The organism is Pseudomonas sp. LH21, assembly GCF_036549575.1.
Classification (GTDB): domain Bacteria; phylum Pseudomonadota; class Gammaproteobacteria; order Pseudomonadales; family Pseudomonadaceae; genus Aquipseudomonas; species Aquipseudomonas peradeniyensis.
Genome location: NZ_CP144367.1, coordinates 2,879,507 through 2,905,055 on the forward strand (window position 1 = coordinate 2,879,507; position 25,549 = coordinate 2,905,055).

The window sequence follows — 25,549 nt, forward strand, 5'->3', positions numbered from 1 at the left end:
GGCTCAATAGGGCACCGACCCGCACAGTGTCTCTATGGCGTCGACCAATTCGTCGTAGCCCACCGGTTTACTGAGGTGGCGGTCGAAACCTGACTGGCGCGAGCGGTACTGGTCGGCGCTGGCGCCATACCCGGTCAGGGCAATGGCCGGTGTATAGCGCAGGTGTTCCAGGCCACGCAGCGCCTTGATCAGGGCGTGGCCGTCCATTACCGGCATGCCGATATCGGACAGGATGATATCGTAGCGCCCGCTGGCGGCGGCCTCGAGTGCCGCTTGCGGGTCGCTGTAGGCCTCGACTTCCGCGTTTTCCATCTCCAGCAACTGCTGCATGACCTCGAGAATTTCCACCGAGTCGTCCACCAGCAGCACCTTGATACCGTCCAGGCGGCCGTCGCTGGTCTGTTCGGGCGACTCCGACGGAGCCTGGCGCCCGGGCGCGCACAGTGGCAGGCAGACCGTGAAGGTCGTGCCGCAACCAAGCCCCGGGGAATACGCCGCCACTGTCCCGCCATGAGCCTCGACCAGCTGGCGCACCAGTGACAGGCCGATACCCAGGCCGTCGCGGTGGTTGCCGGACAGCTGCGGGCCGGCCTGGGTGAACAGGTCGAAAACGCGCTCCAGGCTCTCCTCGGTCAGGCCGACGCCTTGGTCGATTACCTCCAGGCGGGCCTGGGTGTCCCTTCTGCTCAGCACTACGCGGATCTCGCTGCCCGCAGGGCTGAATTTCAATGCGTTGTTCAGCAGATTCCAGACGATCTGCTCGAGCCGCGTGCCATCGGCCTCGATGTGGACAGGTGCGCCATCCGCCGGCAGTGCCAGGCGCACGGCGCAAGGATGCTGTTCGTTGAGTACCACGGCATGGATACCCTGCAACACCGCGCACAGGTCGATCACCTGGGTCTTGAGCTTGAGCTTGCCGGTGCGGATACGGGCGACATCGAGCAGGTCATCGATGATCCGCGCCTGACTGGACACTGCGTCGCAGATGATTGCGGCAGCCTTGCTGGCGGTACTGGCGGCTTTCACCGAGGGCGACCGGCGCAGGATCTCGGCGTTGAGCTGGATCAGGTTCAGCGGATGCTTGAGTTCGTGGGACATGACGGCGAAGAATTCGTCCTTCATGTGGCTGCTGCTTTGCGACTCGGCCAGTTGCTTGCTCTGCTCGTCGTGCAGGCGCTTGTGGCCGGTGAGGTCGCGAGCGATCTTGACGTAGCCCCGCAGGCTGCTGCCCTTGAGCCGCGATACCTCGCCGCTGCAGTAGAAGCGGCTGCCATCCTTGCGCACGTGCCAGCGCTCGTCCTGGCCGCGGCCATGGAGGCGGGCGCTGCGCAGTTCGCGCTCGGGTACACCGCTGGCCTGGTCCTGCTCGGTAAAGATCAGTTTGTAATGGTGGCCAAGGACCTCATCCTTGCCATAGCCGAAAATCAGCGCGGCACCGGTGTTCCAGTCGGTGATCAGGCCTTGTTCGTCAAGCAGGATGATGGCGAAGTCGTGGGTGCTCTCCGCCACCAGGCGCATGCGCTCCTCGCCCTGGCGCAGGCGTTCCTCCGCGGCGCGGCTCTGGCTGATGTCGATGAAGGTCAGCACGGTGCCGTCGACGTTGCGCTCGCTGGCCCGGTAGGGCAGCAGGCGGGCCAGGTACCAGTGCTGGTTGTGGCCGACCACCTCGCGTTCGATGGTGGTCTCGCGCTCGACTACCGCCCGGGCGTCGTCGGCCAGGCCGGGGTAGTCGAGGCGATGGGTGATGTCGAGCAACGAACGCCCGGTGTCCACCGGCAACATGCTGAAGATGTCGGTGGCCCGGGGGGTGAACCAGCGGATGCACAGGTTGCGGTCGACGAACACCGTGGCGATGTCGGTCGAGGCGATCAGGTTGCTCAGGTAGTCATTGACCTTGTCGGTTTCCTCGACCTTGGTCTTCAGCTCGTAGTTGACCGTCAGCAGCTCTTCGTTGATCGACTGCAGTTCCTCCTTGCTGGTTTCCAGTTCCTCGCTGGCCGAGCGCAGCTCCTCGTTGATCGCCTGCATTTCCTCGTTGGAGGCGGTCAGTTCCTGGCTGGAAAACTCCGATTGCTCGATGGTTTCCTGCAGTTGCAGGCGCGTGCGATGCAGTTCGCGCTCCAGGTTGGTCAGCAGCATGCCTTCGCTCTGCTCGACGGCGGGGCCGGTGTTGCTGTCGGTTTCGACGCACTGGAATATCACCAGCAGGCAGTCGGTGCCACTGGGGTCATCCTGGTGCGGCTGGATCAGGATCTGTACGGAGGTGGGGTGTTCGTCGAGGCTGACCGCGACCCTGCGCGATGTTACCGCCTGGCCGCTGCCTTGTGCCTGCAGCAAGGTGCTGCGCAGGGCAGGTCGCAACGGCGCGATGACGAGGCTGAGCAGGTTGTGGCTGAGCTCGCCACCTGCGTGACGCAGGAAACGTCCGACGCCTTCGCTCATGTGCAGGATATTGCCCTCGGTATCGACCACCAGGCTGGGCGGCGTGCAGCGGGCGAGAGCGCGGTGATGAATCTCGGCGTAGGACAAGCGGCGACTGCTGCGCGCGCGGGCAGGAGACGCGAGCACAGGTTCCGGGGCCTGCAGGCGCGCCGGATGGCTGGTGGTCTGCACCTCCCGGGCGCGGAAGATACGATTGCGTTTGTCCACGGCGACAAACAGGTCGGCGGCAAGGTCGGTCGACTCGGAGCTGCCCAGAAACAGATGGCCACCAGGACGCAGGGCGAAATGGAACAGGCGCAGGATTTCGCGCTGCACATCGCGGTCCAGGTAGATCAGCAGGTTGCGGCAGACGATCAGGTCGAGTTGGGAGAAGGGTGGATCGGACAGAAGGTTGTGGCGGGCGAACAGGACCTTTTCCCGGATTTCCTTGCGCACCCTGAAATGCTGGTCCTCCTTGATGAAGAACTGGCGCAGACGCGCCGCCGACACATCGGTGGCGATGGCGTCCGGATACCGTCCGGCGCGGCCAATGCCGATGGCACGTTCGTCGAGGTCGGTGGCGAATACCTGCACCTGGGCACTGCGCTGTTCCACCGCCGACTGCTCGGTCACCAGCATCGCCAGGCTATAGGCCTCCTCGCCAGTGGAGCAGCCAGCCGACCAGATACGTACCTCGCGCGCGGACTCTTCATTGGCATCCTTGCTGACCAGGCCCGGCATCACATGGCGCTGCAACGCGTCGAACGCCTCGCGGTCGCGGAAGAAGTTGGTCACGCCGATCAGCATGTCGGCCAGCAACGCCCGCGATTCCTCAGGGTGGCGTTGCAGGAAGTCGAGATAGCCGGCCAGGTCTGTCTGGCCGGTCACATGCAGGCGGCGCTCCAGGCGGCGCAGTACGGTGGCGCGCTTGTAATGGCTGAAGTCGTGCCCGGTCTCGCCTTGCAGCACCAGCAGGATCTCGTCCAGCAACGGGTCGCTCGCCGTCGGATCGCCCTCACGCTCCCCCAGTGGCGGCGGCAGGCTGTCGTCTTCGATTTCCGGCAGCTTCACCTGGCGCGCCGTGCGCCACAACTCGACCAGGCGCGCGGGCATCTCATCCACCGGCAGCAGCAGGTCGACCATGCCGGTGGCCAACGCCGCACGTGGCATATCGGGATACTCGGCATCGTCAGGTGCCTGCACCAGGGTCACACCACCTTGCTCCTTGATTCTCGACAGGCCTACGGCGCCGTCGCTGCCCGTACCGGAGAGCACCACGCAGAAGGCATGATCCTTGTGAACGTCGGCCAGGTCGCGAAAGAACAGGTCGATGGCCACATGATCACCGCGACTGCGCTTGGCCGGGCTGACCCGCAGGTAGCCGTCGTTGGTCGACAGGCGATTGGCCGGTGAGATGACATAGACATGGTTGCGTTCGATCGGTACCGGCTCGCTGACCTGGCGCACCGGCATGCGGGTGACGGCCTGGATGATCCGGTCGGCCTGGCTCTGATGGTCCGGGGACAGGTGCAGCACCACGACGAACGCCATGCCGGAATCGTCCGGAGTGTGCTGGAAGAACCGGCGAATCGCCTCCAGGCCGCCGGCCGAGGCGCCGAGGCCGACCACAGGGAAATCCAGGTGGCTGGGGCTGAGCGCCGGATTGTGCGGCGAGGCGAGGGGCGATTTGCTGGACGACTTCATGGCATCAGCCTTGTACGGAGCGGGAAATGGCCCTGAGCGAATCGCCGGGCACTGGGCGCAGATTATAAGCTGCTGGTCACTTTGGCGACGAGCGGTTGTCCTCGATCAGCGCAAAGGCAGCATGGTCGAGTTGGCAGGCACTGGTGAACAGCCGGCGATTCGGCTCAAGGGCGAGCTGTTGGCAGGCGCGGGTCAAGGGCATGGCGACTCCGTTATTCGATGAATGTATTCAGTGATGTGACCGCAGGCGAAGCGAATAAGTGCAAACGATCTGTCTGTTGCTGAGCGCACGCACCTCGCACGCTGATCGCCGTTGGTCAGAGCATTACGAGAATGAGTGAGTTGTCGCGAATCGCGACAACTCATAACTGTTGCACGGTGGCACTGTCTGCCACGTCCAACCAATACGTAGAAGGAGACACGTCATGGCTCGTGACCCAGACCAGACCGACCGGCGCGGCGGCACCAAGCAAACCAATCCCGGCAACTTCGCCAATGATCGCGAGCGGGCATCCCGTGCAGGTCAGAAGGGCGGCCGCAATTCAGGCGGTAACTTCGCCAATGACCGGGCTCGCGCCTCCGAGGCGGGCCGCAAGGGCGGTCGCAACAGCCATGGGGGCGGCAGCGGTTCGTAACAGGCTGGCCCTTCCTTCACAGTGTCGGACAATTTTTTTGAATTTTCATGGAGCACCGCGATCAGTCAGAGAGTCATCCATGGAGAAGAGGAGGGCCAGCGGCAATGCCAAGTCCCCAGCTATTTACCATTGAATATCGGCTGCACGGAGAGCCGCGGCGGTTCATCATCCGCCAGGAGCACATGGACAACGCCGAGGCCTGGCACTGGGCCAGTTGCGACGCGGGGTTGGGGATCATCCCGAAGTTTGGGCGGGAAAAGATCAAGAAGGTCAGCCGGCCGATGGCCGAGCGGCATGGCATCACGGATGTGCACTGGCGGGTCTGACCCGCTCCTTCGGTAAGGTATCGGCCCTTTGGGAGCGGGCAGTCTTCAAGCCCCGGATTCCGGATCACTGGCCGGTACACCGGGGCGATTCTCTTCCTCGTTCAGGTTGGGATCGGTATCCGGGTCGTCGGCTTGGTCATTGCGTCGGTCAGGCTCCAGTTCCGGCCAATCGCTCTGCACGTCACCACCACCCATCCAATGTTTCTCGTTCATGTCGGCATCCTCGTTCAACGCGTGAGGCGGAATAATCCGCTCCTCGTGAATTGGGATCGTGCAGCGGCATGGGAAGGTCTATTTCATCCGATCCTTGGCGACAAGCGGTCCCTCAGTTCCCGGAATACTTCACCGCCGCCGCCGTGCGGGTCGGTACGTTGAGGGTCTTGAGCAGCGAAGACACATGAATACGTACCGTGAACGGCGAGATATTCAGCGCCCGTGCGATCTCCTTGTTGGTCTTGCCCTGGGCGATCAGGCGCAGCACGTCCTGCTGGCGATGGGTGAGTTGTTCCAGCTCGCTGGGTGTTCCCAATTGCGGCAGCAGGCCACTGGGCAGGTAGTTGACCACCACCTCGCCGGCGCGGATGGCGAGGATGGCCGCGCCGATCTCCGCAGGGCTGACACTCTTGCCGATAAAGCCATCGACGCCGGCGGCCATGACTTCGCAGATCACCTGCGGATCGTCGACCATCGACACCACGATCAGTGTGGTGCGCGGCAACTGCCGGCGCAGCTCGGCGAGGCGGCCGATGCAGGTAAGGCCGGGAAAGCGCAGGTCGAGGATCAGGGTGTCGGGCGTCGCGCCCAAGGTGGCCAGGCGCAACACCGCGGCCAGGCTGCCGGCTTCCTCCAGCTGGGCGTCGGGCAGGATGCGTCGCACGGTGTTGACCATGGCTTCCCTGAACAGCGGATGGTCGTCCGCCACGATGATGCGGCAACTCACGTCGAGGAACTCCCTGTCGTCCGACACATGCTAATTTAGCAGTCAGGTGCGGCATTTTCCCATGATGATTGCCGCAAACGCCGACTGGCGCACAAGGACGTTACCCCATGAGGTTCGAGAAGAACAACGAACTGGACCAAGCCAACCTGCGCATCATCGTCGCCTCCTGCGCGATCAGCTACGTGGCGTTGCTGGGCTTCCTGCCGGGGCGCTCGCCGGCCACCTACCTGCCGGTACTGCTCTACTATGCCGGTTTCGTGGTGGTGTCGATCGGCCTGCGCCAGGCCATCAAGCGCTGGCCCGGGCATTACCCGGCGCGGCGGATCTTCGGCATGCTCGGCGACTACACCGGTACCTGTTTCGGCCTGGTGGTCGGCGGCGAGACCGCATTGCCGCTGTACGCGGTGATGGTGTGGATCAACCTGGGCAACGGCATGCGCTTCGGTTCGCGCTACCTGGCCATCGCCACGGTGCTGGCCCTGGGCGCGTTGCTGGTGGTGTGGCGGCTGACGCCCTACTGGCAGGAGCAGCCGTTCCTGCTGCCGATGCTGCTGACCACCAGCACCCTGATCCCGTTCTACGCCCACCTGCTGCTGGAGCGCACGCGCAAGGCCACGGCCCTGGCCGAGGCCGCGACCCGCGAGAAATCCCGCTTCCTGGCCCAGGCCAGCCACGACCTGCGCCAGCCGATCCACTCCATCGGCCTGTTCACCGCCTGCCTGCGCGAGGCGCGCCTGGGCGACGAGGAGCGGCGCCTGGTGGACAGCATCGACCGCTCGCTGCTCAACGTCTCGCAGCTGTTCCGCTCGATCCTCGACCTGTACACCCTGGACAACGGCCGGGTGCAGCCGAAATGGGAGACCTTCGCCGTGGACGGTTTCCTGCGCGAGCTGCTGCGCCAGAACAGCGAGGCGGCGCGCTGGGCCGGGGTGGAGATGCGCCTGGTGCCCAGCCGTCACTGGATCCGCGCCGACCCGGGCATGCTGGCGACCATGGTGCAGAATGTGCTGTCCAACAGCTTCAAGTATGCCGCCGGACGCCCGCTGCTGATCGGCGTGCGGCCTCGCGGGCAGGGCCTGGCCATCGTCGTCTGCGACCAGGGTCGGGGGATTGCCGAGGAGCACCAGGGCCGGGTGTTCGAGGAGTTCTACCGGGTGCGCGAGGCGCGCGACAAGGATGTCGAGGGGGTCGGCCTGGGCCTGGCCATCGTCAAGCGCCTGGGGCGGTTGATGGGCCTGGAGGTCAGCCTGCGTTCGCGCCTGGGGCATGGCACCAGCGTGATCCTGCAAGGGCTGGCCAAGGCTCCCGCCCAGGTGCCGCGAACCCCTGTCGACCAAGCCTTGCAGGCGGGTCTGCTTACCGGTCTGCGGGTTTGCCTGGTGGAGGATGACCACAACGTTCTGCAGGCCACCAGTGCCCTGCTGCAACGCTGGGGATGCGAGGTCCAGGCCGAAAGTTCGCCCCATGGGCTGGTCAGTGATTGCGATGTGATCGTCGCCGACTACGACCTGGGGCCGCAGGCCACCGGCATCGACTGCATCGACCAGTTGCGCGCGCAGCGCGGCGCCGATGTGCCGGCGCTGATCATGACCGGTCACGACATCGACAGGCTGCAGGGCGCCTTGCAGGCGCGGGGCATTGCGGTGCTGGCCAAGCCGGTGCGGCCTGCCGAGTTGCGTGCGGCGTTGCGCGCCCTGCGCGAGACGGCAGCGGCGCCGGCGGTTCAGGCCGGCGCTTGAGGGTGTCACTGGAAGACGGGGGCCTGGCCTTCCTTCCAGCAGGTGGGGGAAGGGGTGTAGATGCCCATGCCGGCCACGGCGACCAGGCCGCCGCTGGGCACCTGGCAGTCGAACTGGCCCTTGGACGTGCTGGCTGTGAAGTAGGTGGTGTTGGAGTCGCTGCGCAGGTTGCTGACCTTGCTTACCGGCACGCCGAGGGTGACCTCGGTGCGCTGCTTGAGGGTGTCGGCGCTGGGGCTGGCGGTCTGGCAACCGGCCAGTGCAGCGAGGCCGGCGAGCAGGAACAGGGACTTGAAGGGGAAGGACATGGGGATCATCGCGTTGCTTCCTTGGCATTGTTCTTGGTACTGCGCACTACTGCCAGGAAGGGGACTGGCGATAGGGCGATGGGCCGACTATAGCGCCGGGGGGCGTGGGGCGATGTAGGGCGGATGTGCGAGGTGGCATATTGCCTTTAGTATTGGGTCTTTTAAGGTCTTGGGGCGCCAGACCATTGACCGAGTGAGGGCCACCATGTGTCCGTCACAAACCTTGCAGCGCTCGATCTCAAGAGCGCTGCAAGGCTGACGTCGGACGTGCGCCACCTGACCTTGGTCGGGGTGATGGAGAGCGACCCACGGATGGTCTGGGCCGCTCACTATCTCAGCGCCTTGGCCAAGGCGTTGATGGACGATGCCGAACTGGGCATGGCGCATTAAGCCTCAACCGGCTAGGAATCGCCGGGGTCGCTTTGCGACCCTTTCGCGGCACAAGGCCGCTCCTACAGGGGCACGCGGTCTCCTGTAGGAGCGGCCTTGTGCCGCGAAAGGGCTGCAAAGCAGCCCCCGGCAATCTTGAATTGAAGCGGCCATAGTCCAAAAAACGCAAAAGCATTGAAAAGGGGCGTAAAGCGCCCCCGTCTTTGGGGCAGCCTCCCCAATACTCTCCGCTTGTTTCTCCAACGCACTGATTCAAAACAATTTTATTGATGGCATAACGCTTGCTTCCACCCTCCACAGAACCCTTGAGCCCCGTGGAGGTGCAGCATGGTCATCCCGCTCGAAGGCGCTGCTCCGTGCGCGCCCATCCCCGTCAGCGGAGCGCGGGCATGAACCGCAAGCTGCGCCCAGCCTACCTGGGCCTGCTGCTGGGCACCGCGCTGATCGGCCTCGGCGTGGCCTACGAAAAGCTCTGGTGCGACCCCCGCGAACTGCTGCAGGAGGCCGCCGATCCCCAGGCCTTGCACACGCTCAGCCGCGACGGCGTCACCGTGGAGTTCGAGGCGCGCCCCCTCGGCGGCGGTGAACTGCGCGAGGGCGACTTTGCCAACATCCGCTTCAAGGTCAGCGACCAGTCAAGCGGCCAGCCGCTGTCGGGCATGGCCCCCGGCGCCTGGCTCGACCCTGCGCAGTCGGCGCCGGTCGGCGACCGCGACAGCAGCTGCAAGGCGCGGGTGGCGTTGTTTCTCAAGAGCAGCATCGGCGCTCGCCCTTTGCTCGACCTGAACAGCTACTTCCTGCTGGTGCTGAACAAGGACGCGAGCCTCACCGTGATCGACCCGACCGTGTCGGTGGGCGGGGTCACCAGTACCCTGGCGCGCATCGACCTGCCGGGTCGGCCCATGGACTGGGTGGCCACCGGTGACGATAAGCAGGTGTTCGTGTCCATCCCCGAACGCAACCAGGTGGCGCTGATCGACACCGAGACCTTCACCCGCGTGGCCACCCTGGAGGCCGGCGAGCAGCCGCTGCGGGTGGCGCTGCAACCCGACCAGCGCCTGCTGTGGGTGGGCAACAACAGCCAGGACCCGGCCAAGGGCGGGGTGACGGTGATCGACGTGCCCAGCCGGACCATGCTCAAGTCGTTCGTCACCGGCTCCGGCCACCACGAGATCGCCTTCAGTGCCGATTCGCGCTTCGCCTTCGTCAGTAACCGCGACGGCGGCACCCTGAGCGTCATCGACACCGCCCAGATGCGCTTGGTGAAAACCCTCGAAGTCGGCCCGCATCCGCTGTCGGTGGCCTACTCGCCCTTGTCGCAGGCGGTGTACGTGGTCGATGGCCAGGAGGGCACGGTACGGGTGATCGATGCGCGCAGCCATAGCCTGCGCCACACGGTCAAGGCCGAGCAGGGCCTGGGGCCGATGCGCTTCAGCCACGATGGCCGCTACGGCGTGGTGCTCAACACCCTGGAGAACCAGGCGCTGGTGATCGATGCCAGTACCGACCAGCTGATCCACCGCATCCCGGTGGCCGCCGAGCCCTACCAGCTGACCTTTACCAAGGCCTACGCCTACGTGCGCGGCCTGGCTTCGCCGAAGGTGAGCATGATCAACCTGGCGAGCCTGGGGCAGGGGCGCACGCCGATCGTCCAGGGCTTCGAGGCCGGTCCGGCGGCGCCGCGCCAGGCCGGCGACCTGCCGCTGGCCCAGGGGGTGAGCATTTCCCGCGACGACAACTCGGTGTTCGTGGTCAATCCGGTGGACAACACCACCTACTTCTACGCCGAGGGCATGAACGCGCCGATGTCGGGCTACAACAACCGCGGCCACCAGGCGCGCGCCGCGCTGGTCATCGACCGCAGCCTGCGCGAGGTGGCGCCGGGGGTGTATGGCTCGACGGTCAAGCTGCCAGCGGCCGGCACCTTCGACGTGGCGTTCCTGCTCAACCAGCCGCAGATCATCCATTGCTTCAGCACCGAGGTCGCGGCGCTGCCGCAGTCGAGCCTGCGCAAGCGGGCCCACGCCGAGTTCATCGGCACCGCGCGGCCATTGCTGCAACACGCGCACTACATGGCCCAGGTACGCATCCTCGGCGAGGACGGCAAGCCGCGCCATGGGCTTGAAGACCTGAGCCTGCGCTACTTCCTGGCGCCTTCGTCGCTGCCGCGCGACGTGGCGCTGGTCGAGGTGGGCGACGGGCTCTACCAGGCACCGCTGGAGCTGGCCGAGGCCGGCGCCTGGTACCTGCACGTGCAGTCGCCCAGCCTCGGGCGCGCCTTCACCGAAGACAACTACACCAGCCTGCGCGTCCTGCCGAGCGCAGCAAAGCCCAGCACTTCCCAAGGGGAAGCCAGGAGTGTGCGATGACGCGTCTGCATGGCGGAAAACTGCTGGGCCTGAGCCTGCTGCTGGCCAGCAACCTGGCCCTGGCCCACGCCGGCCACGATCACGGCGGCCAGCCCGAGCCACCACCGGCCGCGCGCCAGGAGAAGGCCAGCGTGCGCTTCGCCGATGTGGCGCTGCTGGACCAGGACGGCATGCCGGTGCGCCTGGAGCAGGACCTGGTGGGGGATCACCTGGTGGTCATGGGCTTCATCTACACCAGCTGCACCACGGTGTGCCCGGTGGTCTCGTCGATCATGAGCAAGGTCCAGCAGCAGCTGGGCGGGCGGGTGGGCGAGGAGATTCGCCTGGTGTCGATCAGCGTCGACCCGCAGCGCGACGACTCGAAACGCCTGGCCGGCTATGCCCGGGCGTTCCAGCACGGGCCGGGGTGGAGCTGGCTGACCGGCTCGCCCTATGCCATAAGCGAGACGCTCAAGGGGCTGGGCAGCTTCAGCGCCAACCTCAGCGAGCACCCGCCGCTGATCCTGGTCGGTGACGGGCGCAGCGGGCATTGGACGCGCTACTACGGTTTCACCGACCCCAACGTGCTGATCGGCGAGATCAACCGCCTGAGTGCGCGCCGGGTGCACGCCAAGAGCACGGCCATCGCCGGCCAGGAGGTGCGGCCATGAGCGCGCAGACTTCCCGCCATGCCGGCATGCGCAGTCTCGACTGGCTGGTGCTCGGCGGCTGCCTGTGGATCCTCGCCTCGGTCGCGTTCGCCCACGAGGGCCACGCGCCGGCGCCGCAACCCGCGCCGCAGCCCATGGTCAGCGGCGGCGGTACCCGTGATGCCCAGACCTGGTTCACCGACACCGTGCTCACGGACCAGGACGGCCGCGAGCTGCGTTTCTACAGCGATGTGCTCAAGGACAAGGTGGTGATGCTCAATGTCATCTTCACCCACTGCAACGACGCCTGCCCGCTGATCACCCGCAAGTTGCGCGAGGTGCGCGAGGCCATGGGCGCCGAGCTTGCGGGGCAGGTGACCTTCGTCTCGGTGAGCAGCGATCCGCTGAACGACACGCCCGAGGTGCTCAAGGCGTTTGCCCGCAAGCAAGGGGTGGACGGGCCGAACTGGCTGTTCCTGACCGGCGACAAGGCCAGCGTCGACCTGGTGCTCGGGCGCCTGGGGCAGTTCCTGCCCAGCCCCGAGCAGCATTCGACGCAGTTGATCGCCGGCGACGTGGCAGGCAAGCGCTGGAGCAAGATCCGTCCGGACGCGCCACCGGCGGCAATTGCCCAGCGCATGCAACTGCTGGCCCAGCCGCTGGCGGGGCGGTGACTACCATGTACTTGCCGACCCCTGTAGGAGCGGCCTTGTGCCGCGATCGGGCGCCAAGCGGCCGTAAATCAGGCGACGCCGATATGCCTGATATACCCCATCGCCTGTCATGGCGGCCGCTGCGCGCCCGATCGCGGCACAAGGCCGCTCCTACAGGGGCACTGTGGCTGGTACTGTGGCTGCTATGCACCCCAGCTCTGGGCCTGGACCTCACCGACCACGAACAAGCCGGCAAACGCCTCTACCGCGAAGGCGTTTCCAGCAGCGACGCCCAGTTGCTGGCCCGGGTCGGCCCCGCTGACATGAGCGTGCCGGCCAGCGTGCTGCCTTGCGCCAGTTGCCACGGCAACGACGGGCGCGGTCGCAGCGAGGGCGGCGTGCGCCCGCCAAGCCTGGACTGGCAGCGCCTGGCCCTCGGCCCTGGCGATCGCGAGGTCAACAACCGACGCTACCCGGCCTATACCGAAGCCAGCCTGGCGCGGGTCGTGCGCAGCGGCATCGACCCCGCCGGCAATCGACTGGACCCGGCCATGCCGCGCTTCGAACTGAGCCTGGCCGACCAGCGCAACCTGGCGGCCTACCTCAAGCGCCTGGGCGAGGACCGCGATCCAGGCGTGGAGGAGGGCACCCTGCGCCTCGGCACCTTGCTCCCCGAACAGGGCCCGCTGGCCGAGGCCGGGCGGACGGTGAGGGCGGTGCTGGAGGATGGCATCGCCCAGCTGAACCAGACGGGGGGCATCCATGGCCGTCGCTTGCAGCTGATGGTGATGGACCCGGGACCGGATCCGGCCAGTACCGCACAGGCGCTGGACAAGCTGATACACAGAGAGCGGGTTTTCGCCCTGATTGCGCCCGTGGCACCGCTGCTCGACAGTCGCCAGCTGGAACAGGCGGGCCTGCCGCTGATCGGCGCCACGCCACGCAGTGGCAGCAGCGCCCAGGTGTTCGACCCTTTGCCGGGCGTGCCCGAGCAATTGCTCAGCGTGGCCCTGCATGCCCGCGACAGCCTTGGCCTGGCACCCGATGCCGTGCAGGTGATCTATGCCGGTGACGACCAGGCCGCGGCGGCGCAGGTCGTACAGCAGCGCTTGCGCCAGTTGGGCTTTACCGGCGTCTCCGCGCAAGCGTTCACCGGCCAGGCGCTGGCAGGCGAGGGCATCGTCTTCCTGGGGCGCGCCCAGGCGTTTGCCGAGCTGGCCGCCAGCCTGCAGGCCGCCGGCCGCAACCCCTACCTGCTGGCCGTGTCGAGCCAGGTAGCCGGTGCCGTGCCGGGGCTGGCACCGGCCTGGTCGCGGCGGGTGCTGCTGGCCTATCCGTTCGTGCCCGGCGACTGGACCGCCCGAGGTCGGGCGACCCTGGCCGGCGTGCAGCAGCGCCAGGGGCTGGAGCCGCGCCAGGCGTCGCTGCAGGTGAGCACGCTGTGCGCCTGGCAGTTGCTGGTCGAAGCCTTGAAACAGGTGGGGCGCGACGCCAGTCGTGAACAGTTGCTCGGCGCCCTGGAACAGCTGCATGACGTTGACACCGGCCTGACGCCGCTGCTGGGCTTCGGCCCCGGACGTCGACAGGGCATGGCCGGCGCCCATGTGGTGGCGGTGAGCCTGCCGGGCCCGGGCTATGTCGAGGTGGCGCCGTATCGTCCGGTACCGGACTCACCATGACCCTTTCAGGAGTGGATGACCATGCGCGTACTGATTGCCTGCCTGCTGTCGCTGCTTGCCCTGGCAAGCCACGCCGACACACCGGTGGCTCGGGTCAATGGCGTGGACATCGGCGCGCTGCGCCTGGAGCGCTATTTCAGCGAATACCTCCAGGCCCAGGGGCGGGCGGTGGCGAGCATCCGCAACCCCAACCTGTACCAGCGCCTGCGCGAGCAGGCCCTGGACGAGCTGATCGACAAGGAACTGCTGTGGCAGGAGGCCCAGCGCCAGGGTGTCGAGATCAGCGAGGCGCAGTTGACGGCGCGGGTCGGCGAGGTGGAGGCGGCCTTCGGAAGCCCCGCGGTGTTCGAGCGCCGCCTTGAGGAGGCGGGCTTCGATCGGCGCAGCTTCGCTGACTACACTCGTCAGGAGATGGCCGCCCAGCAAGTCTACGCCCGTCTGACGGCGGTGGCCGAGCCCAGCGAAGCCGAGGTCGCGGCCTTCCATCAGGCCAATCGGCAAAGACTGCAAGGGATGCAGAACCAAAGTGATAATACTTCTGTCTTACCTGAATACGGCCTGCGCCTGGCCAGGGCTGCGCTCGTCGCGCAATTGCAGGCCCAGGCGCGGCAAGCAGTGCGCCAACGTTTGCGTGATTCCGCTACAGTGGAGCGCGCCGATTGAAGCGGCGCCGGGGCGTTTCCCCACTGTTGGGGAATGCCCCAAAGGCAAAGTGCCATCAGCTTCCCCGGTTGTGGGGGACGGCTTGCCAGCACGGCCTGAAGTGGATTGAAAGCAACAACGATATCAATGACTTGGAAGCGGTGCGCAATGACTTTTCATGCCTGGCACGAAGCCTGCTCAAGCCTCTACAAGGCCGCACTTCGCAGACCGGGAAACCGGGCAGTTCATGGGAGTGGACCTTGGTGAACAGAGTATTGGTAGTCGATGACGAACAGACCCTTGCGCAGAACCTGCAAGCGTATCTGCAGGCGCAAGGCCTGGAGGTCCATCTCGCCCATGACGGTGCCAGCGGCATCGATCAGGCCGAGAGCCTGGCACCGGACGTGATCGTGCTGGATTACCGCTTGCCCGACATGGAGGGGTTTCAGGTCCTGAAGACCGTGCGCAGGAACAGGTCGTGTCATTTCGTGCTGATCACCGCCCACCCGACCGCCGAGGTCCGTGAGCGCGCCGCCGAGCTGGGTGTGACCCATGTCCTGTTCAAGCCGTTCCCGCTGATGGAACTGGCCCGCGCCGTCTTCGACCTGATGGGCATCGAGCGCCAGCGCAGGAGCACCGACCAGCCAGCCGCGGGGTTCGTCGAACGACGCCAGAACAGGAACGAGTCGTTCCCCTTGCAGTTGTTCGATGGCAGCTGGGTCCTGGCCGACCGCCGACGCATCGGCGCCAAGCCTCCCGAACCTGACGACGATCAACTGCTCACCGGGGAATAGCGGCGCCCAAGGCCCCCCAGCCTGCGGCGCCGCCCCTGAGCGGAGTCGCAGGCCATGTCCCAGGCATTCGATGCAGATCCACTGGAGCAATCGCGGGGCAAGCCCGCTACCACGCAACTGGCTACGGACTCGTGGGAGCGGGCTTGCCCCGCGATTGCTGGCTACCCCCGCGATCTCCTGACCCAGGCCCGCCAGCAAGCCGGCGAAGAGCGCCTGCTGGCCTGCCTGGAGCGTCTCTCCAGCGACACGCCCGCCACCTTTACCCAGCGCCTGGCCGCCACCCTGCATTACCCGGTCCTCGCCACCCAGACCCTGTTCGCCTGCACCCCGGCCTTCGACCAGGTCAGCCTGGCGCAATGCCTGAAGCGCGAATTTGCCCTGGTCGAGCACGATGGCGAGCGGGTCGGCGTGTTCGCCGACCCCTTCGACAGTGCCCGCCTGGCCTGGATCGACGACTGCCTGCAAGGTGCGCCGCTGTACCTGGTCCACGCCGCCGACCTGGCCGCGTTCCTGGCCCGCCACGAAGAGAGCTTCCACGCCGTCGATGCCCTCGGCCACGACAGTGAGGCCGGCGGCGAGGCCGACCCGCTGCAGCGACTGTCGCTGACCAGCATCAGCGAAGACCAGAGCCGGGTGGTCAAACTGGTCAACTCGACCCTGTATGACGCCCTCAAGCTGCACGCCAGCGACATCCACTTAGGCATGACCGGCCAGGGCCTGACCATCAAGTACCGCATCGATGGTGTGCTCAACGGCGCCGGCAAGGCCAGCGGCAGCGCCTTCGCCGAACAGGTGATCTCGCGCATCAAGGTCATGGCCGAACTGGACATCGGCGAGAAGCGCGTGCCCCAGGACGGGCGCTTCAAGGTGGCCATCGGCGAGCGGCAGATCGACTTTCGCGTCTCGATCATGCCAAGTATCTTCGGCGAGGACGCGGTGCTGCGGGTGCTGGACAAGCAGGACCTGTCCGACCAGGTCAGCGGCGTGCAGCTGCAGGCGCTGGGTTTCGAAGAGCACACCCTGCGCGCCCTGCGCCGCCTGGCCAGCGAGCCCTACGGCATGATCCTGGTCACCGGGCCCACCGGCAGCGGCAAGACCACCACGCTGTACGCCATGCTCAGCGAGATCAACCACGGCGTCGACAAGATCATCACCATCGAGGATCCGGTCGAGTACCAGCTGCCCGGCGTGCTGCAGATCCCGGTCAACGAGAAGAAGGGCCTGACCTTCGCCCGCGGCCTGCGTTCGATCCTGCGCCACGACCCGGACAAGATCCTGGTCGGCGAGATTCGTGACCCGGACACCGCGCAGATCGCCGTGCAGTCGGCGCTCACCGGGCACCTGGTGTTCACCACCATCCACGCCAACAACGTGTTCGACGTGATCGGCCGCTTCAGCCAGATGCAGGTCGACCCCTACAGCTTCGTCTCGGCGCTCAACGCCGTGCTGGCCCAGCGCCTGGTGCGCCTGGCCTGCCCGCATTGCGCGGTGCCCTGCGAGCCCGACGACGAACTGCTGGCCGCCTCGGGCCTGGCCCGTGACGCAGTGGCCGGCTGGCGCTTCGTGCGCGCCCAGGGTTGCGGCCAGTGCCGTGGCAGTGGCTTCCGCGGGCGCAACGCCATCGCCGAGCTGCTGCACCTGGACGACGACCTGCGGCAGATGATAGTCGAACGCCGCCCGCTCGCGCAGATCAAGCAGCTGGCCTGCCAACGCGGCCTGCGCCTGCTGCGCGCCTCGGCCCTGGACCTGGTTCGCGACGGCCGCACCACACTCGAGGAGATCAACCGTGTCACATTTATCGCCTGATCGGTATTGCGCCGTGCTCGGCGCCGAGGGTGTCGGCCTGGGTCGCTGGCACGGTCATCAACACCAGTGGCTGGGCAGCCGCGCCTTCAACTGCGAAGCCGCTCAGCCGGCCTGGGCCCCGGCCCTGGAGGCCCTGGCCGGCCTACTCGGCGAGCACCCGGCACGCGGCGCGCAACTGCGGGTGCTGCTCTCGGCCCGCTACAGCCGCTTCTGCCTGGTGCCCTGGAGCGACGCCATCGGCACCCCGGGCGAACTGGACAGCTACGCCCGGGCCTGCTTCGAGCATCTCTACGGGCAGACCCTGGATGACTGGCGCATCGTGCTGTCGCCGGAGCCGGCGGGCGCCGCGCGCATCGCCACCGCGCTGCCCGAGGCGCTGCTCCAGGGCCTGCAGGCCCTGGGCCGGGAAAGCCGACTGAGCCTGCGCTCGGTGCAGCCGTACCTGATGGCCGCCTACAACCGCTGCTCGGCGCAACTGACCCAGGGCGACTTCCTCTTCGTGCTCGCCGAGCCACGCCGCAGCGTGCTGCTGCTGGCCGCCGGCGGCGCCTGGCAGCAGGTGCTGGCCCAGGGCTGCGCCGACAGCGACCAGGCCCTGCAGGCGCTGATCGAGCGCACCTGCGAGCTGTACGGCGAGCAACTGCCGCGGGTGTACCTGCATGCGCCGGGACGTACCGCCGCCTCGCAGCTGGCGGCGGTGCAGCTGTGCGCGGCGAGCGCCGAGGCCGATCCGCTGTGCGCCATGTGGCGGGCGGTGGCCTGACATGCGCCGCCTCGACCTGGAATTCCAGCCCCGCCACAGCAGCCCCCTGGCCTGGTCGCTGCTGGCCTTGGGTGGTGCCGTGCTGGCGGTGCTGGTGCTGGCCCAGCAGCAACTGGTGAGCGAGCAGGTGGACCTCGAAGGCCGCGTGCATCAGCTCGAACTCAAGCTCGGCCGGCGCCCGGCCACTGCCGCCGTGCAGAGCAGCGCGGTGATCCGCGAGCAGGCCGAGCGCCTGGCCCAGATGCGCAGCGTCTCGCAGCAGCTGCAGCGGCCCTGGCAGCAACTGTTCGCCATGCTCGAGGCGATGCCCCAGGAAGACGTGGCGCTGCTCAGCCTCACCCCGGACGCGCGCAAGGGCCAGGTCCGCATCAGCGCCGAGGCGCGCAACCTCGAGGCGATGCTGCAGTACCACCAGCGCCTGGAGCGCAGCAGCGAGCTGTCCGACGTGTCGCTGCTAAACCATGAAGTGCTGGCCGGCCAGGCCGAGCATCCGGTGCGCTTCAACCTCACCGCCACCTGGGAGACCGGCCATGCGCGTCCCTAGCCTGATCGTCCATGAAGCGCTGCGGCGCCTGGGCCGGGCAGGGCTGGCCGCCGTGCTGGTCGGTGCCCTGGCGCTGGCCGTCGCCCTGGCCGGGGTGCTGCCGCAGTGGCAGGTGGTGCGCGAACTGCGCGCCAGCGAGGCCGACGCCAGTGCCCAGGTGCAGCGCCTGGCGCGCGGCGAACTGAAGGTCCAGGTCCGGCCCGAGCAGCAGGCCCTGGACGAACTGCGCCAGCAGCTGCCCGGCCAGCCCGAGGCCAGCGAGCTGATCGAGCGCCTGTACCACCTGGCCAGCGCCGAGCGCATCAGCCTGTCCCGCGGTGAGTACGCCCTTGGGGTGGACCCCAAGACCCAGCTGGCGCGCTACCAGATCGTCCTGCCGGTGCGCGGCAGCTACCCGCAAATACGCGGCTTCCTCAAAGCGCTGCTCGGCCAGTTGCCGACCCTGGTGCTGGAAGACCTGGAGCTGCAGCGCAAGCGGATCGGTGACCGGGAACTGACCGGTCGTGTGCGCATGACCCTTTACCTGTCGAGGTCGTGATGAACACTCAGCGTGCGGTGATGTGGACCGGGTTCCTGGGGTTGAGCGCCGCGCTGGCGTGGGCGCCGGGGCACTGGTTTGGTGTGGAGGAGGAGGTTGGCCCGATCGCGGGGCAAGCCCGCTCCCACGCAGCATCCACGGTCCCAGTAGGAGCGGGCTTGCCCCGCGATGAGGCTTCCAGCCCTTCACGCGACCTGTTCCCCAGCCAGCAATGGTCCCCACCCCAGGCCCTGGCCACCGTCAGCGAACAACCCGTGATCACCGCCCCGGTGGCCGCCGCGCCCACCGCCCCGACGCTGCCGTTTCGCTTCATCGGTCGCATGGGCGAGCGCGACGACCTGCAGATCTTCCTGCAGAGCGGCGACAAGCTCTACGTCGTGCGCCAGGGCGACGTGATCGATGACACCTACCGTCTGGACCATGTCTCGGCCACCGAGCTGAGCCTGGTCTACCTGCCACTGCACCAGCCACAGACCCTGTCTGTCGGGAGCGCACCATGAAATCGTCGAAGTTGTGCAAGCCTGCGCCGTTCATGCTCCTGGCCCTGTGCGTGGCCATCGGCGGATGCGGTTCGAGCGCCGCGCGCAAGGACAGCCAGGAACTGATCAAGGAAGGCCAGTACGAGGCCGGGATCGCCCGCCTGGAAGAGGCCCTGCGCGAGGACCCGCGCGACACCGAACTGAACATCGCCCTGGCCCACGGCCGCCAGGCCGCGGTCGAGGCGCTGCTGACCCAGGCCGACAGCGACCGCGTGCGCCACGACTTCGCCGGCGCGCGCATGGGCTACGGCCGGGTGCTGACCATCGAGGCGAACAACCGCCGCGCCCAGGAAGGCATCCGCCAGCTGGAGCTGATCCGCACCCTCGATGATCGCGTCGCCCTCGGCCAGGCGGCGTTGCGCCAGGGCGACTTGTTCGGCGCCGAACGCTACATGCGCGAAGTGCTGCGCCTGGATCCGCAGAACCAGAAGGGCCAGACCCTGCGCAGCGACATCGAGAACGTCCAGGCGCGCACCGCCACGCCGTACCCGCAGCTGCGCAGCAAGCTGGAGCGCCCGGTCACCCTGGAGTTTCGCGATGCCGACCTCAAGACCATCTTCGAGGTGCTGGCCCAGGTCGCCGGGATCAACTTCATCTTCGACAAGGACCTGCGCCCGGACATGAAGGCCACCATCTTCGTACGCGAGGTGCGCATCGAGGACGCCGTGGCCCTGCTGCTGGAGCAGAACCAGCTGCGCCAGAAGATCGTCAACGACAACACCCTGCTGATCTACCCCGATTCGCCGCAGAAGACCAAGGACTACCAGGAACTGGTCATGCGTACGTTCTACCTGACCAGCATCGACGCCAACACCGCGCTGAACATGGTCAAGACCATGCTCAAGACCCGTGACGTGTTCGTCGACGAGCGCCTCAACACCCTGACCATGCGCGACACCCCCGACGCCGTGCGCATGGCCGAGAAGCTGCTGCAGTCCCAGGACCAGTCCAACCCCGAGGTGGTGCTGGAGGTGGAGGTGATGGAGGTGGCCACCTCGCGCATCCTCGACCTCGGCCTGCAATGGCCCAACACCTTCGGCGTGCTGACCAGCGACGGCAAGTCGGTCAGCGTGCTCGACCAGCTGCGCGGCATCGACTCCAGCCGCATCAGCATCTCGCCGGCGCCACAGGCCAAGATCAACGCCCAGGACAAGGACATCAACACCCTGGCAAGCCCCGTGATCCGGGTCAGCAACCGCGAGCAGGCGCGCATCCACATCGGCCAGCGGGTGCCGATCATCAGCGCGACCTCGGTGCCCTCGACCCAAGGGCCGGTGATCACCGAGAGCGTCACCTACCTGGACGTCGGCCTCAAGCTCGAAGTGCAGCCCACCGTGCACCTGAACAACGAAGTGGCGATCAAGGTGGCCCTGGAAGTGAGCAACGCCACGCCCCTGGAGGCGACCCGCCAGGGCACCATCCCGGTCCAGGTCGACACCCGCAACGCCCAGACCAGCCTGCGCCTGCACGACGGCGAGACCCAGGTGCTGGCCGGGCTGGTGCGCAACGACCACAACGCCAGCGGCAACAAGATCCCGGGGCTGGGCGACATTCCCGGCCTGGGCCGGCTGTTCGGCAGCAACAAGGACGACATGAGCAAGTCCGAACTGGTGCTGGCGATCACCCCGCGCATCGTGCGCAACCTGCCGTACCAGAGCCCGTCGGACATGGAGTTCGCCACCGGCACCGAGTCGGCCCTGCAGGTGCGCCAGCTGGCCCAGCCGGTGCCGGCCAGCGCCGTGCCCACCGAGGTGCCGGGCAGCAAGTCGCAGGAGGCGCCGTTGGTGGAAGGGCAGATGGCGGTGGTGCCGGCCGGCCCGAGGCCACGGCCATGACACGCCGCCAGCAGGGCTTCAGCCTGATCGAGGTGGTGCTGACCCTGGCGCTGCTCGGGCTGCTCGCCAGCATGGCCGCGCCACTGACCGAGACCGTGGTGCGCCGGGGCAAGGAGCAGCAGCTGCGCGAGGCCCTGTACCAGATCCGTGACGCCATCGATGCCTACAAGCGCGCCTTCGACGCCGGCTACATCGAGAAGCGCCTGAACGGCAGCGGCTATCCGCCGAACCTGCAGGTGCTGGTGGACGGCGTGCGCGATGTGCGCAGCGCCAAGGGCGCGAAGTTCTACTTCCTGCGGCGCATCCCCCACGACCCGCTGCGCGCCGCCAAGGCCGACGACCAGGGTGGTTGGGGCCTGCGCGCCTACGACAGCGCGGCCGAAAGCCCGCGCGAGGGCGAGGACGTGTTCGATGTCTATTCCACGGCCGCCGGCAAGGGCCTCAACAACGTCCCCTACGGGCAATGGTGACGGCGATGAAAGCGAGCAAGGGCTTCACCCTCATCGAGCTGCTGGTGGTGATGGCGATCATCGCCACCCTGATGACCATCGCCATGCCGCGCTACTTCAACAGCCTGGAGGCCTCCCGCGAGGCCACCCTGCGCCAGAGCCTGGCGGTGCTGCGCGAGGCCCTGGATCACTACTACGGCGACACCGGGCACTACCCCGATTCCCTCGACCAGCTGGTAGAGCAGCGCTACCTGCGCAACACCCCGGTCGACCCGATCACCGAACGCCGGGATGCCTGGCAGCTGGTGCCACCGCCCGAGGGCGTGGCCGGTGGGGTGGCGGATATAAAAAGCGGAGCCAGCGGGAGGGCGCGTGATGGCAGCCTCTATGCCGAATGGTGAAACCGGCTTCACCTACCTGGGCGTGCTGCTGCTGATCGCCGTCAGCAGTGTGGCCCTGGCGGCCACCGGCACCCTGTGGGCCACCAGCGTGCAGCGCGAGCGCGAGCGCCAGTTGCTGTGGGTGGGCGGCCAGTACGCCCAGGCCCTGCGCAGCTACTACCGCGCCTCGCCGGGCCTGGCCCAGTACCCGCAGGACTTGGGCGAGCTGGTGGAGGACAACCGTTTCCCGGCGCCGCAGCGCCACCTGCGCAGGCTTTACCCAGACCCTGTCGGCGGTGGCGAGGAGTGGGGCCTGCTGCGCGCGATCGATGGCCGCATCACCGGGGTGTACAGCCGCTCCGAGGCCACGCCGCTCAAACGCAGTGGCTTCGACGCCCAGTGGAGCGCATTCGAAGGGCTGGAGCACTACAGCGACTGGCAGTTCGTCGCCGAGCAGGCCTTTGTCGAGAGCGCCGGCGGCGCTCGTCAGCACGCAGGCCCGGGAGAGGCGCCATGAAACGCCTGGCCACGTTGCTGTGCCTGTGCCTGTGCCTGGCGCTGCTGCAGGGCCAGGCCCGGGCGGGTGCCGAGGACGAGATGATGGGTTTTATCGTCGACAACACCATCTCGCACATCGGCCACGACTTCTATCACGCCTTCAGCGACCGGCTGCGCGCCACCAGCCGCCTCGACTTCAACCTGGTGGTGCGCGAGCGCCCGGATGCCCGCTGGGGCAGCCTGGTGACGGTGGAGTACGAGCGCGAGGTGCTGTACCGGCGTTTCCTGCCGCCCAACACCACGCAACTCAACGACGAGGCCATCGCGGCCGCCGACCTGGTCAGGCAGCAGATCGTCCAGCGCAAGCTGCAACGACTGCTGCAGGACACAACTGATCTTGAGAGGGACGAGCTATGAGCACCCACCTTGCGCGACGCATCGCCGCCTGCCTGCTGGCCGCCGGCCTCGGTGGCCAGGCCCTGGCCACGGAGCTGGTGTACACCCCGGTCAACCCGTCCTTCGGCGGCAACCCGATCAATGGCACCTGGCTGCTGAACAACGCCCAGGCGCAGAACGACTACGACGATCCCGACCTCAAGGACCGCAGCTCGGCGTTCGCCGGCACCTCGGCCCTGGAGCGCTTCAGCAACCAGCTCGAGTCGCGCCTGCTCGGGCAGCTGCTGGACAACATCAGCAACGGCAACACCGGCAGCATGTCCACCGACGCCTTCCTGATCGACGTCATCGACGACTCGGGGGCGCTGAGCATCAAGGTCACCGACCGGGCCACCGGGGAAGTCTCGATCATTGAGGTCAGCGGCCTGAACCCCTGAGAGGGACGGGTCTTTACTGGGGAGAGAACGCCATGAAACGCCTGCTGAGCACACTGCTGGTCCTCGCCGCCCTGGGTAGCCTGCCAGGCTGCGGCCTGCGCGAGCCGATGCCCGCCGAACAGGACCCTGAGACCCCGACGCTGACGCCGCGGGCCTCGACCTACTACGACCTGGTCAACATGCCCCGGCCGCGCGGCCGGTTGATGGCGGTGGTGTACGGCTTCCGCGACCAGACCGGGCAATACAAGCCGACCCCGGCCAGTTCGTTTTCCACCAGCGTCACCCAGGGGGCGGCGAGCATGCTGATGGACGCGCTCAACGCCAGCGGCTGGTTCGTGGTGCTGGAGCGCGAGGGCCTGCAGAACCTGCTGACCGAGCGCAAGATCATCCGCGCCTCGCAGAAAAAGCCCGACGTCGCTGAAAACATCCAGGGCGAGCTGCCGCCGCTGCAGGCGGCCAACCTGATGCTCGAGGGCGGCATCATCGCCTACGACACCAATGTGCGCAGCGGCGGCGAGGGTGCCCGCTACCTGGGCATCGGCCTGTCCCGCGAGTACCGGGTCGACCAGGTCACGGTCAACCTGCGGGCGGTGGATGTGCGCACCGGCCAGGTGCTGGCCAACGTGATGACCAGCAAGACCATCTACTCGGTCGGGCAGAACGCCGGGGTGTTCAAGTTCATCGAGTTCAAGAAGCTGCTCGAGGCCGAGGTGGGCTACACCACCAACGAGCCGGCGCAGCTGTGCGTGCTGTCGGCCATCGAAGCCGCGGTGGGCCACCTGCTGGCCCAGGGGATCGAGCGGCGGTTGTGGCAGGTGGCGGGGGATGGGGCGGGGGACAAGGCGGTGCTGGACAAGTACCTGAGTCAGTATCAGCAGCCGTAAGTCGCAGTTACGCGCTTCTCTGTAGGAGCGGCTTTGCCGAGGCGTCGGACCGGCCGGAAATGGCCGCACAGCGGCCCCGGCGATCTTTGATCGACACTGAGATCCTGAAATTTCTGCGCCGCCGTTTCGCGGCACAAGGCCCCACAAGGGGAGGACGGACACTTGGCAGATTTGCCAGTTGCGGTCTGCTGATCCACAGGTGATTGTGCAGTGACGTCGCAGGGAGGTGCGTCATGACCGTTACAACCCGAATTGTGCAAGTCGATACGCGGTTCAACGGACAGCTTCGTGAGGCGATGGGTAGCCACTATCTGTTGGGTAATGGTTATCGGGCCTATATTCGACATTGATGAGATTCAGCTCTCCAGATAGCCTCAGCCCCTTTGGGGTCGGGGGGGAATTCCTATGCCTATTGTGAGGGTAATCCAGTTTGCCAGAGTGATCCAGCGGGGCACGTATTATTGTCAGTTAATTTTAAGGGCCTTATTCTATCTGCTTCTTCCGCAGTTCCCTCTACTATTCAAACTGCGAAGGTTATGCGTGGGCGTAAACCGGGCGAGGGAGTGCACCTAAGGTCGGCGGTGTCTGAAAGGTATAATTCGAAGGGTATTGGCCAGGATATGACCTCATCTGGAGTCTCGGCAAATGTGTTGCCGCAACAAACTGCAAGTCAGTCTGGGATTAAAGTAGCGGAGCCACCTAGGAGCGAAATGTTGGGTTCTTACAAAGTGATCAATGAAGAAGCATTATTTATAACGTCTGTAGTTGAAGAGCGAATAGAGTTTTACCCATCGTCCGGGCTCCCTGAAGGTAAGCTTCCGACGGGCAGGTATAGGGAATTTGCTTAGCTTGTTGTTGGTGCTGTTCGATGGGGGCGAAAGTAAGAAGCCAGATGCGCTATTGTTTTGAGGGAGAGCGCGGAGCAACTAAGCTGCAACATAAGGCTTAAGGAAATGTGTGGATTCTAATGGTCATTTCTGGACGAAGGTCCAATCCTACCGGTCGTCCTAGCATCGCCGCGCTTTCTCAATCGCCGGCATGTTCGACTCCGCCCAATGCGCCAGTTGTTCCACCGTGCCACCCAGTGTCGCGCCCAGTTCGGTCAGGGCGTATTCGACGGTGGGCGGCACGGCCGGGTGTACCTGGCGTTCCACCCGGCCGTCGCGCTCGAGCTTCTTCAGGGGCTGCGACAGCACCTTCTGCTAGACACCGGCGATTTCACGGCGCCGCTGTGCGTGCTGTCGGCCATGC

Annotated in this window: 27 protein-coding genes and 2 pseudogenes; 23 read left to right on the plus strand and 6 right to left on the minus strand. The window is 66.5% G+C overall.

From position 1 onward, the window contains the following. Positions 1 to 3: 3 nt before the first annotated feature. Together VUG52_RS13045 and VUG52_RS13050 are read right to left on the minus strand one after the other, a co-directional pair. The gene (locus tag VUG52_RS13045; protein WP_050705692.1) at positions 4 to 4,125 is read right to left on the minus strand and encodes a CheR family methyltransferase; all 4,122 of its coding nucleotides are present in this window, start codon (positions 4,123 to 4,125) and stop codon (positions 4 to 6) included. 76 nt (positions 4,126 to 4,201) lie between these two features. Continuing rightward, complete coding sequence (locus VUG52_RS13050; protein ID WP_256205992.1) at positions 4,202 to 4,327, minus strand: hypothetical protein; 126 nt, start codon at positions 4,325 to 4,327, stop codon at positions 4,202 to 4,204. Positions 4,328 to 4,550: 223 nt separating this feature from the next. Between VUG52_RS13050 and VUG52_RS13055 the strand changes: the two genes are divergently transcribed. Then, positions 4,551 to 4,760 (plus strand): general stress protein, encoded by a 210-nt coding sequence (locus VUG52_RS13055; RefSeq protein WP_050705693.1) that lies wholly within the window; start codon positions 4,551 to 4,553, stop codon positions 4,758 to 4,760. Positions 4,761 to 4,864: 104 nt separating this feature from the next. Further along, positions 4,865 to 5,086, plus strand: a complete 222-nt coding sequence (locus tag VUG52_RS13060; protein ID WP_050705694.1) for a DUF6555 family protein — start codon at positions 4,865 to 4,867, stop codon at positions 5,084 to 5,086. 45 nt (positions 5,087 to 5,131) lie between these two features. On the opposite strand, the gene VUG52_RS13065 is transcribed toward VUG52_RS13060, so the two are convergent. Both VUG52_RS13065 and VUG52_RS13070 read right to left on the minus strand, forming a co-directional pair. Continuing rightward, positions 5,132 to 5,299 (minus strand): hypothetical protein, encoded by a 168-nt coding sequence (locus tag VUG52_RS13065; protein ID WP_156329634.1) that lies wholly within the window; start codon positions 5,297 to 5,299, stop codon positions 5,132 to 5,134. A gap of 112 nt (positions 5,300 to 5,411) precedes the next feature. Further along, positions 5,412 to 6,026, minus strand: a complete 615-nt coding sequence (locus tag VUG52_RS13070) for a response regulator transcription factor (protein WP_331833078.1) — start codon at positions 6,024 to 6,026, stop codon at positions 5,412 to 5,414. 107 nt (positions 6,027 to 6,133) lie between these two features. Here VUG52_RS13070 and VUG52_RS13075 point away from each other — a divergent pair, with 107 nt between their 5' ends. Then, positions 6,134 to 7,765 (plus strand): ATP-binding response regulator, encoded by a 1,632-nt coding sequence (locus VUG52_RS13075; RefSeq protein WP_262952907.1) that lies wholly within the window; start codon positions 6,134 to 6,136, stop codon positions 7,763 to 7,765. 5 nt (positions 7,766 to 7,770) lie between these two features. On the opposite strand, the gene VUG52_RS13080 is transcribed toward VUG52_RS13075, so the two are convergent. Beyond that, a complete protein-coding gene (locus VUG52_RS13080; RefSeq protein ID WP_050705697.1) occupies positions 7,771 to 8,082 on the minus strand; it encodes a hypothetical protein in 312 nt (103 codons plus the stop codon). Between the two features lie 231 nt (positions 8,083 to 8,313). Between VUG52_RS13080 and VUG52_RS13085 the strand changes: the two are divergent. The 20 genes and pseudogenes from VUG52_RS13085 to VUG52_RS13180 all read left to right on the plus strand — a co-directional run. Beyond that, a pseudogene (locus tag VUG52_RS13085) lies at positions 8,314 to 8,463 on the plus strand (DUF3077 domain-containing protein); the annotation flags it as partial. A 389-nt stretch (positions 8,464 to 8,852) separates the two neighbouring features. After that, the gene (locus VUG52_RS13090) at positions 8,853 to 10,832 is read left to right on the plus strand and encodes a cytochrome D1 domain-containing protein (RefSeq protein ID WP_331833079.1); all 1,980 of its coding nucleotides are present in this window, start codon (positions 8,853 to 8,855) and stop codon (positions 10,830 to 10,832) included. Beyond that, on the plus strand, positions 10,829 to 11,482 hold the full coding sequence (locus VUG52_RS13095) for an SCO family protein (RefSeq protein WP_186714338.1): 654 nt from the start codon (positions 10,829 to 10,831) through the stop codon (positions 11,480 to 11,482). The genes VUG52_RS13090 and VUG52_RS13095 overlap by 4 nt, the downstream gene beginning before the upstream one ends. Then, positions 11,479 to 12,135, plus strand: coding sequence for an SCO family protein (locus VUG52_RS13100; protein ID WP_050705929.1), 657 nt, complete (start codon positions 11,479 to 11,481; stop codon positions 12,133 to 12,135). Before VUG52_RS13095 ends, VUG52_RS13100 begins: the two co-directional genes overlap by 4 nt. An 83-nt stretch (positions 12,136 to 12,218) precedes the next feature. Further along, on the plus strand, positions 12,219 to 13,793 hold the full coding sequence (locus VUG52_RS13105) for a cytochrome c/ABC transporter substrate-binding protein (protein ID WP_082337761.1): 1,575 nt from the start codon (positions 12,219 to 12,221) through the stop codon (positions 13,791 to 13,793). A gap of 21 nt (positions 13,794 to 13,814) precedes the next feature. After that, entirely contained in the window at positions 13,815 to 14,456 is a 642-nt protein-coding gene (locus tag VUG52_RS13110) for a SurA N-terminal domain-containing protein (RefSeq protein ID WP_262974518.1), read from the plus strand. A 239-nt stretch (positions 14,457 to 14,695) separates the two neighbouring features. After that, a complete protein-coding gene (locus VUG52_RS13115) occupies positions 14,696 to 15,229 on the plus strand; it encodes a response regulator (RefSeq protein ID WP_262952468.1) in 534 nt (177 codons plus the stop codon). A 54-nt stretch (positions 15,230 to 15,283) separates the two neighbouring features. Next, positions 15,284 to 17,035 (plus strand): GspE/PulE family protein, encoded by a 1,752-nt coding sequence (locus VUG52_RS13120; protein WP_262974517.1) that lies wholly within the window; start codon positions 15,284 to 15,286, stop codon positions 17,033 to 17,035. Next, on the plus strand, positions 17,016 to 17,798 hold the full coding sequence (locus tag VUG52_RS13125; RefSeq protein ID WP_050705926.1) for a hypothetical protein: 783 nt from the start codon (positions 17,016 to 17,018) through the stop codon (positions 17,796 to 17,798). Before VUG52_RS13120 ends, VUG52_RS13125 begins: the two co-directional genes overlap by 20 nt. 1 nt (position 17,799) lies before the next feature. After that, positions 17,800 to 18,342: a PilN domain-containing protein gene (locus VUG52_RS13130; RefSeq protein WP_050705925.1), complete on the plus strand. Its 543-nt coding sequence runs from the start codon at positions 17,800 to 17,802 to the stop codon at positions 18,340 to 18,342. Next, positions 18,329 to 18,880: a type 4a pilus biogenesis protein PilO gene (gene pilO / locus VUG52_RS13135; RefSeq protein WP_262952471.1), complete on the plus strand. Its 552-nt coding sequence runs from the start codon at positions 18,329 to 18,331 to the stop codon at positions 18,878 to 18,880. The genes VUG52_RS13130 and pilO overlap by 14 nt, the downstream gene beginning before the upstream one ends. Continuing rightward, positions 18,880 to 19,380, plus strand: coding sequence for a hypothetical protein (locus VUG52_RS13140; protein ID WP_331833081.1), 501 nt, complete (start codon positions 18,880 to 18,882; stop codon positions 19,378 to 19,380). Before pilO ends, VUG52_RS13140 begins: the two co-directional genes overlap by 1 nt. Then, complete coding sequence (locus VUG52_RS13145; RefSeq protein ID WP_331833082.1) at positions 19,377 to 21,254, plus strand: secretin N-terminal domain-containing protein; 1,878 nt, start codon at positions 19,377 to 19,379, stop codon at positions 21,252 to 21,254. The genes VUG52_RS13140 and VUG52_RS13145 overlap by 4 nt, the downstream gene beginning before the upstream one ends. Further along, positions 21,251 to 21,724 (plus strand): type II secretion system protein, encoded by a 474-nt coding sequence (locus VUG52_RS13150; RefSeq protein ID WP_050705921.1) that lies wholly within the window; start codon positions 21,251 to 21,253, stop codon positions 21,722 to 21,724. Before VUG52_RS13145 ends, VUG52_RS13150 begins: the two co-directional genes overlap by 4 nt. A 5-nt stretch (positions 21,725 to 21,729) precedes the next feature. Beyond that, positions 21,730 to 22,104 (plus strand): type II secretion system protein, encoded by a 375-nt coding sequence (locus VUG52_RS13155; protein ID WP_050705920.1) that lies wholly within the window; start codon positions 21,730 to 21,732, stop codon positions 22,102 to 22,104. Further along, positions 22,079 to 22,600, plus strand: a complete 522-nt coding sequence (locus tag VUG52_RS13160) for a type II secretion system protein (protein ID WP_262952473.1) — start codon at positions 22,079 to 22,081, stop codon at positions 22,598 to 22,600. The genes VUG52_RS13155 and VUG52_RS13160 overlap by 26 nt, the downstream gene beginning before the upstream one ends. Beyond that, positions 22,597 to 22,998: a curli production assembly/transport protein CsgE gene (gene csgE / locus VUG52_RS13165; RefSeq protein WP_050705918.1), complete on the plus strand. Its 402-nt coding sequence runs from the start codon at positions 22,597 to 22,599 to the stop codon at positions 22,996 to 22,998. The genes VUG52_RS13160 and csgE overlap by 4 nt, the downstream gene beginning before the upstream one ends. Then, the gene (locus VUG52_RS13170) at positions 22,995 to 23,414 is read left to right on the plus strand and encodes a curli assembly protein CsgF (RefSeq protein WP_050705917.1); all 420 of its coding nucleotides are present in this window, start codon (positions 22,995 to 22,997) and stop codon (positions 23,412 to 23,414) included. Before csgE ends, VUG52_RS13170 begins: the two co-directional genes overlap by 4 nt. Before the next feature lie 32 nt (positions 23,415 to 23,446). Next, entirely contained in the window at positions 23,447 to 24,298 is an 852-nt protein-coding gene (locus VUG52_RS13175; RefSeq protein ID WP_186735546.1) for a CsgG/HfaB family protein, read from the plus strand. 272 nt (positions 24,299 to 24,570) lie between these two features. Further along, positions 24,571 to 24,756 (plus strand): annotated as a pseudogene (locus VUG52_RS13180) (RHS repeat-associated core domain-containing protein); the annotation flags it as partial. Between the two features lie 549 nt (positions 24,757 to 25,305). Here VUG52_RS13180 and VUG52_RS13185 read toward each other — a convergent pair. Next, complete coding sequence (locus VUG52_RS13185) at positions 25,306 to 25,494, minus strand: winged helix-turn-helix transcriptional regulator (protein WP_256205988.1); 189 nt, start codon at positions 25,492 to 25,494, stop codon at positions 25,306 to 25,308. Between the last annotated feature and the right edge of the window lie 55 nt (positions 25,495 to 25,549).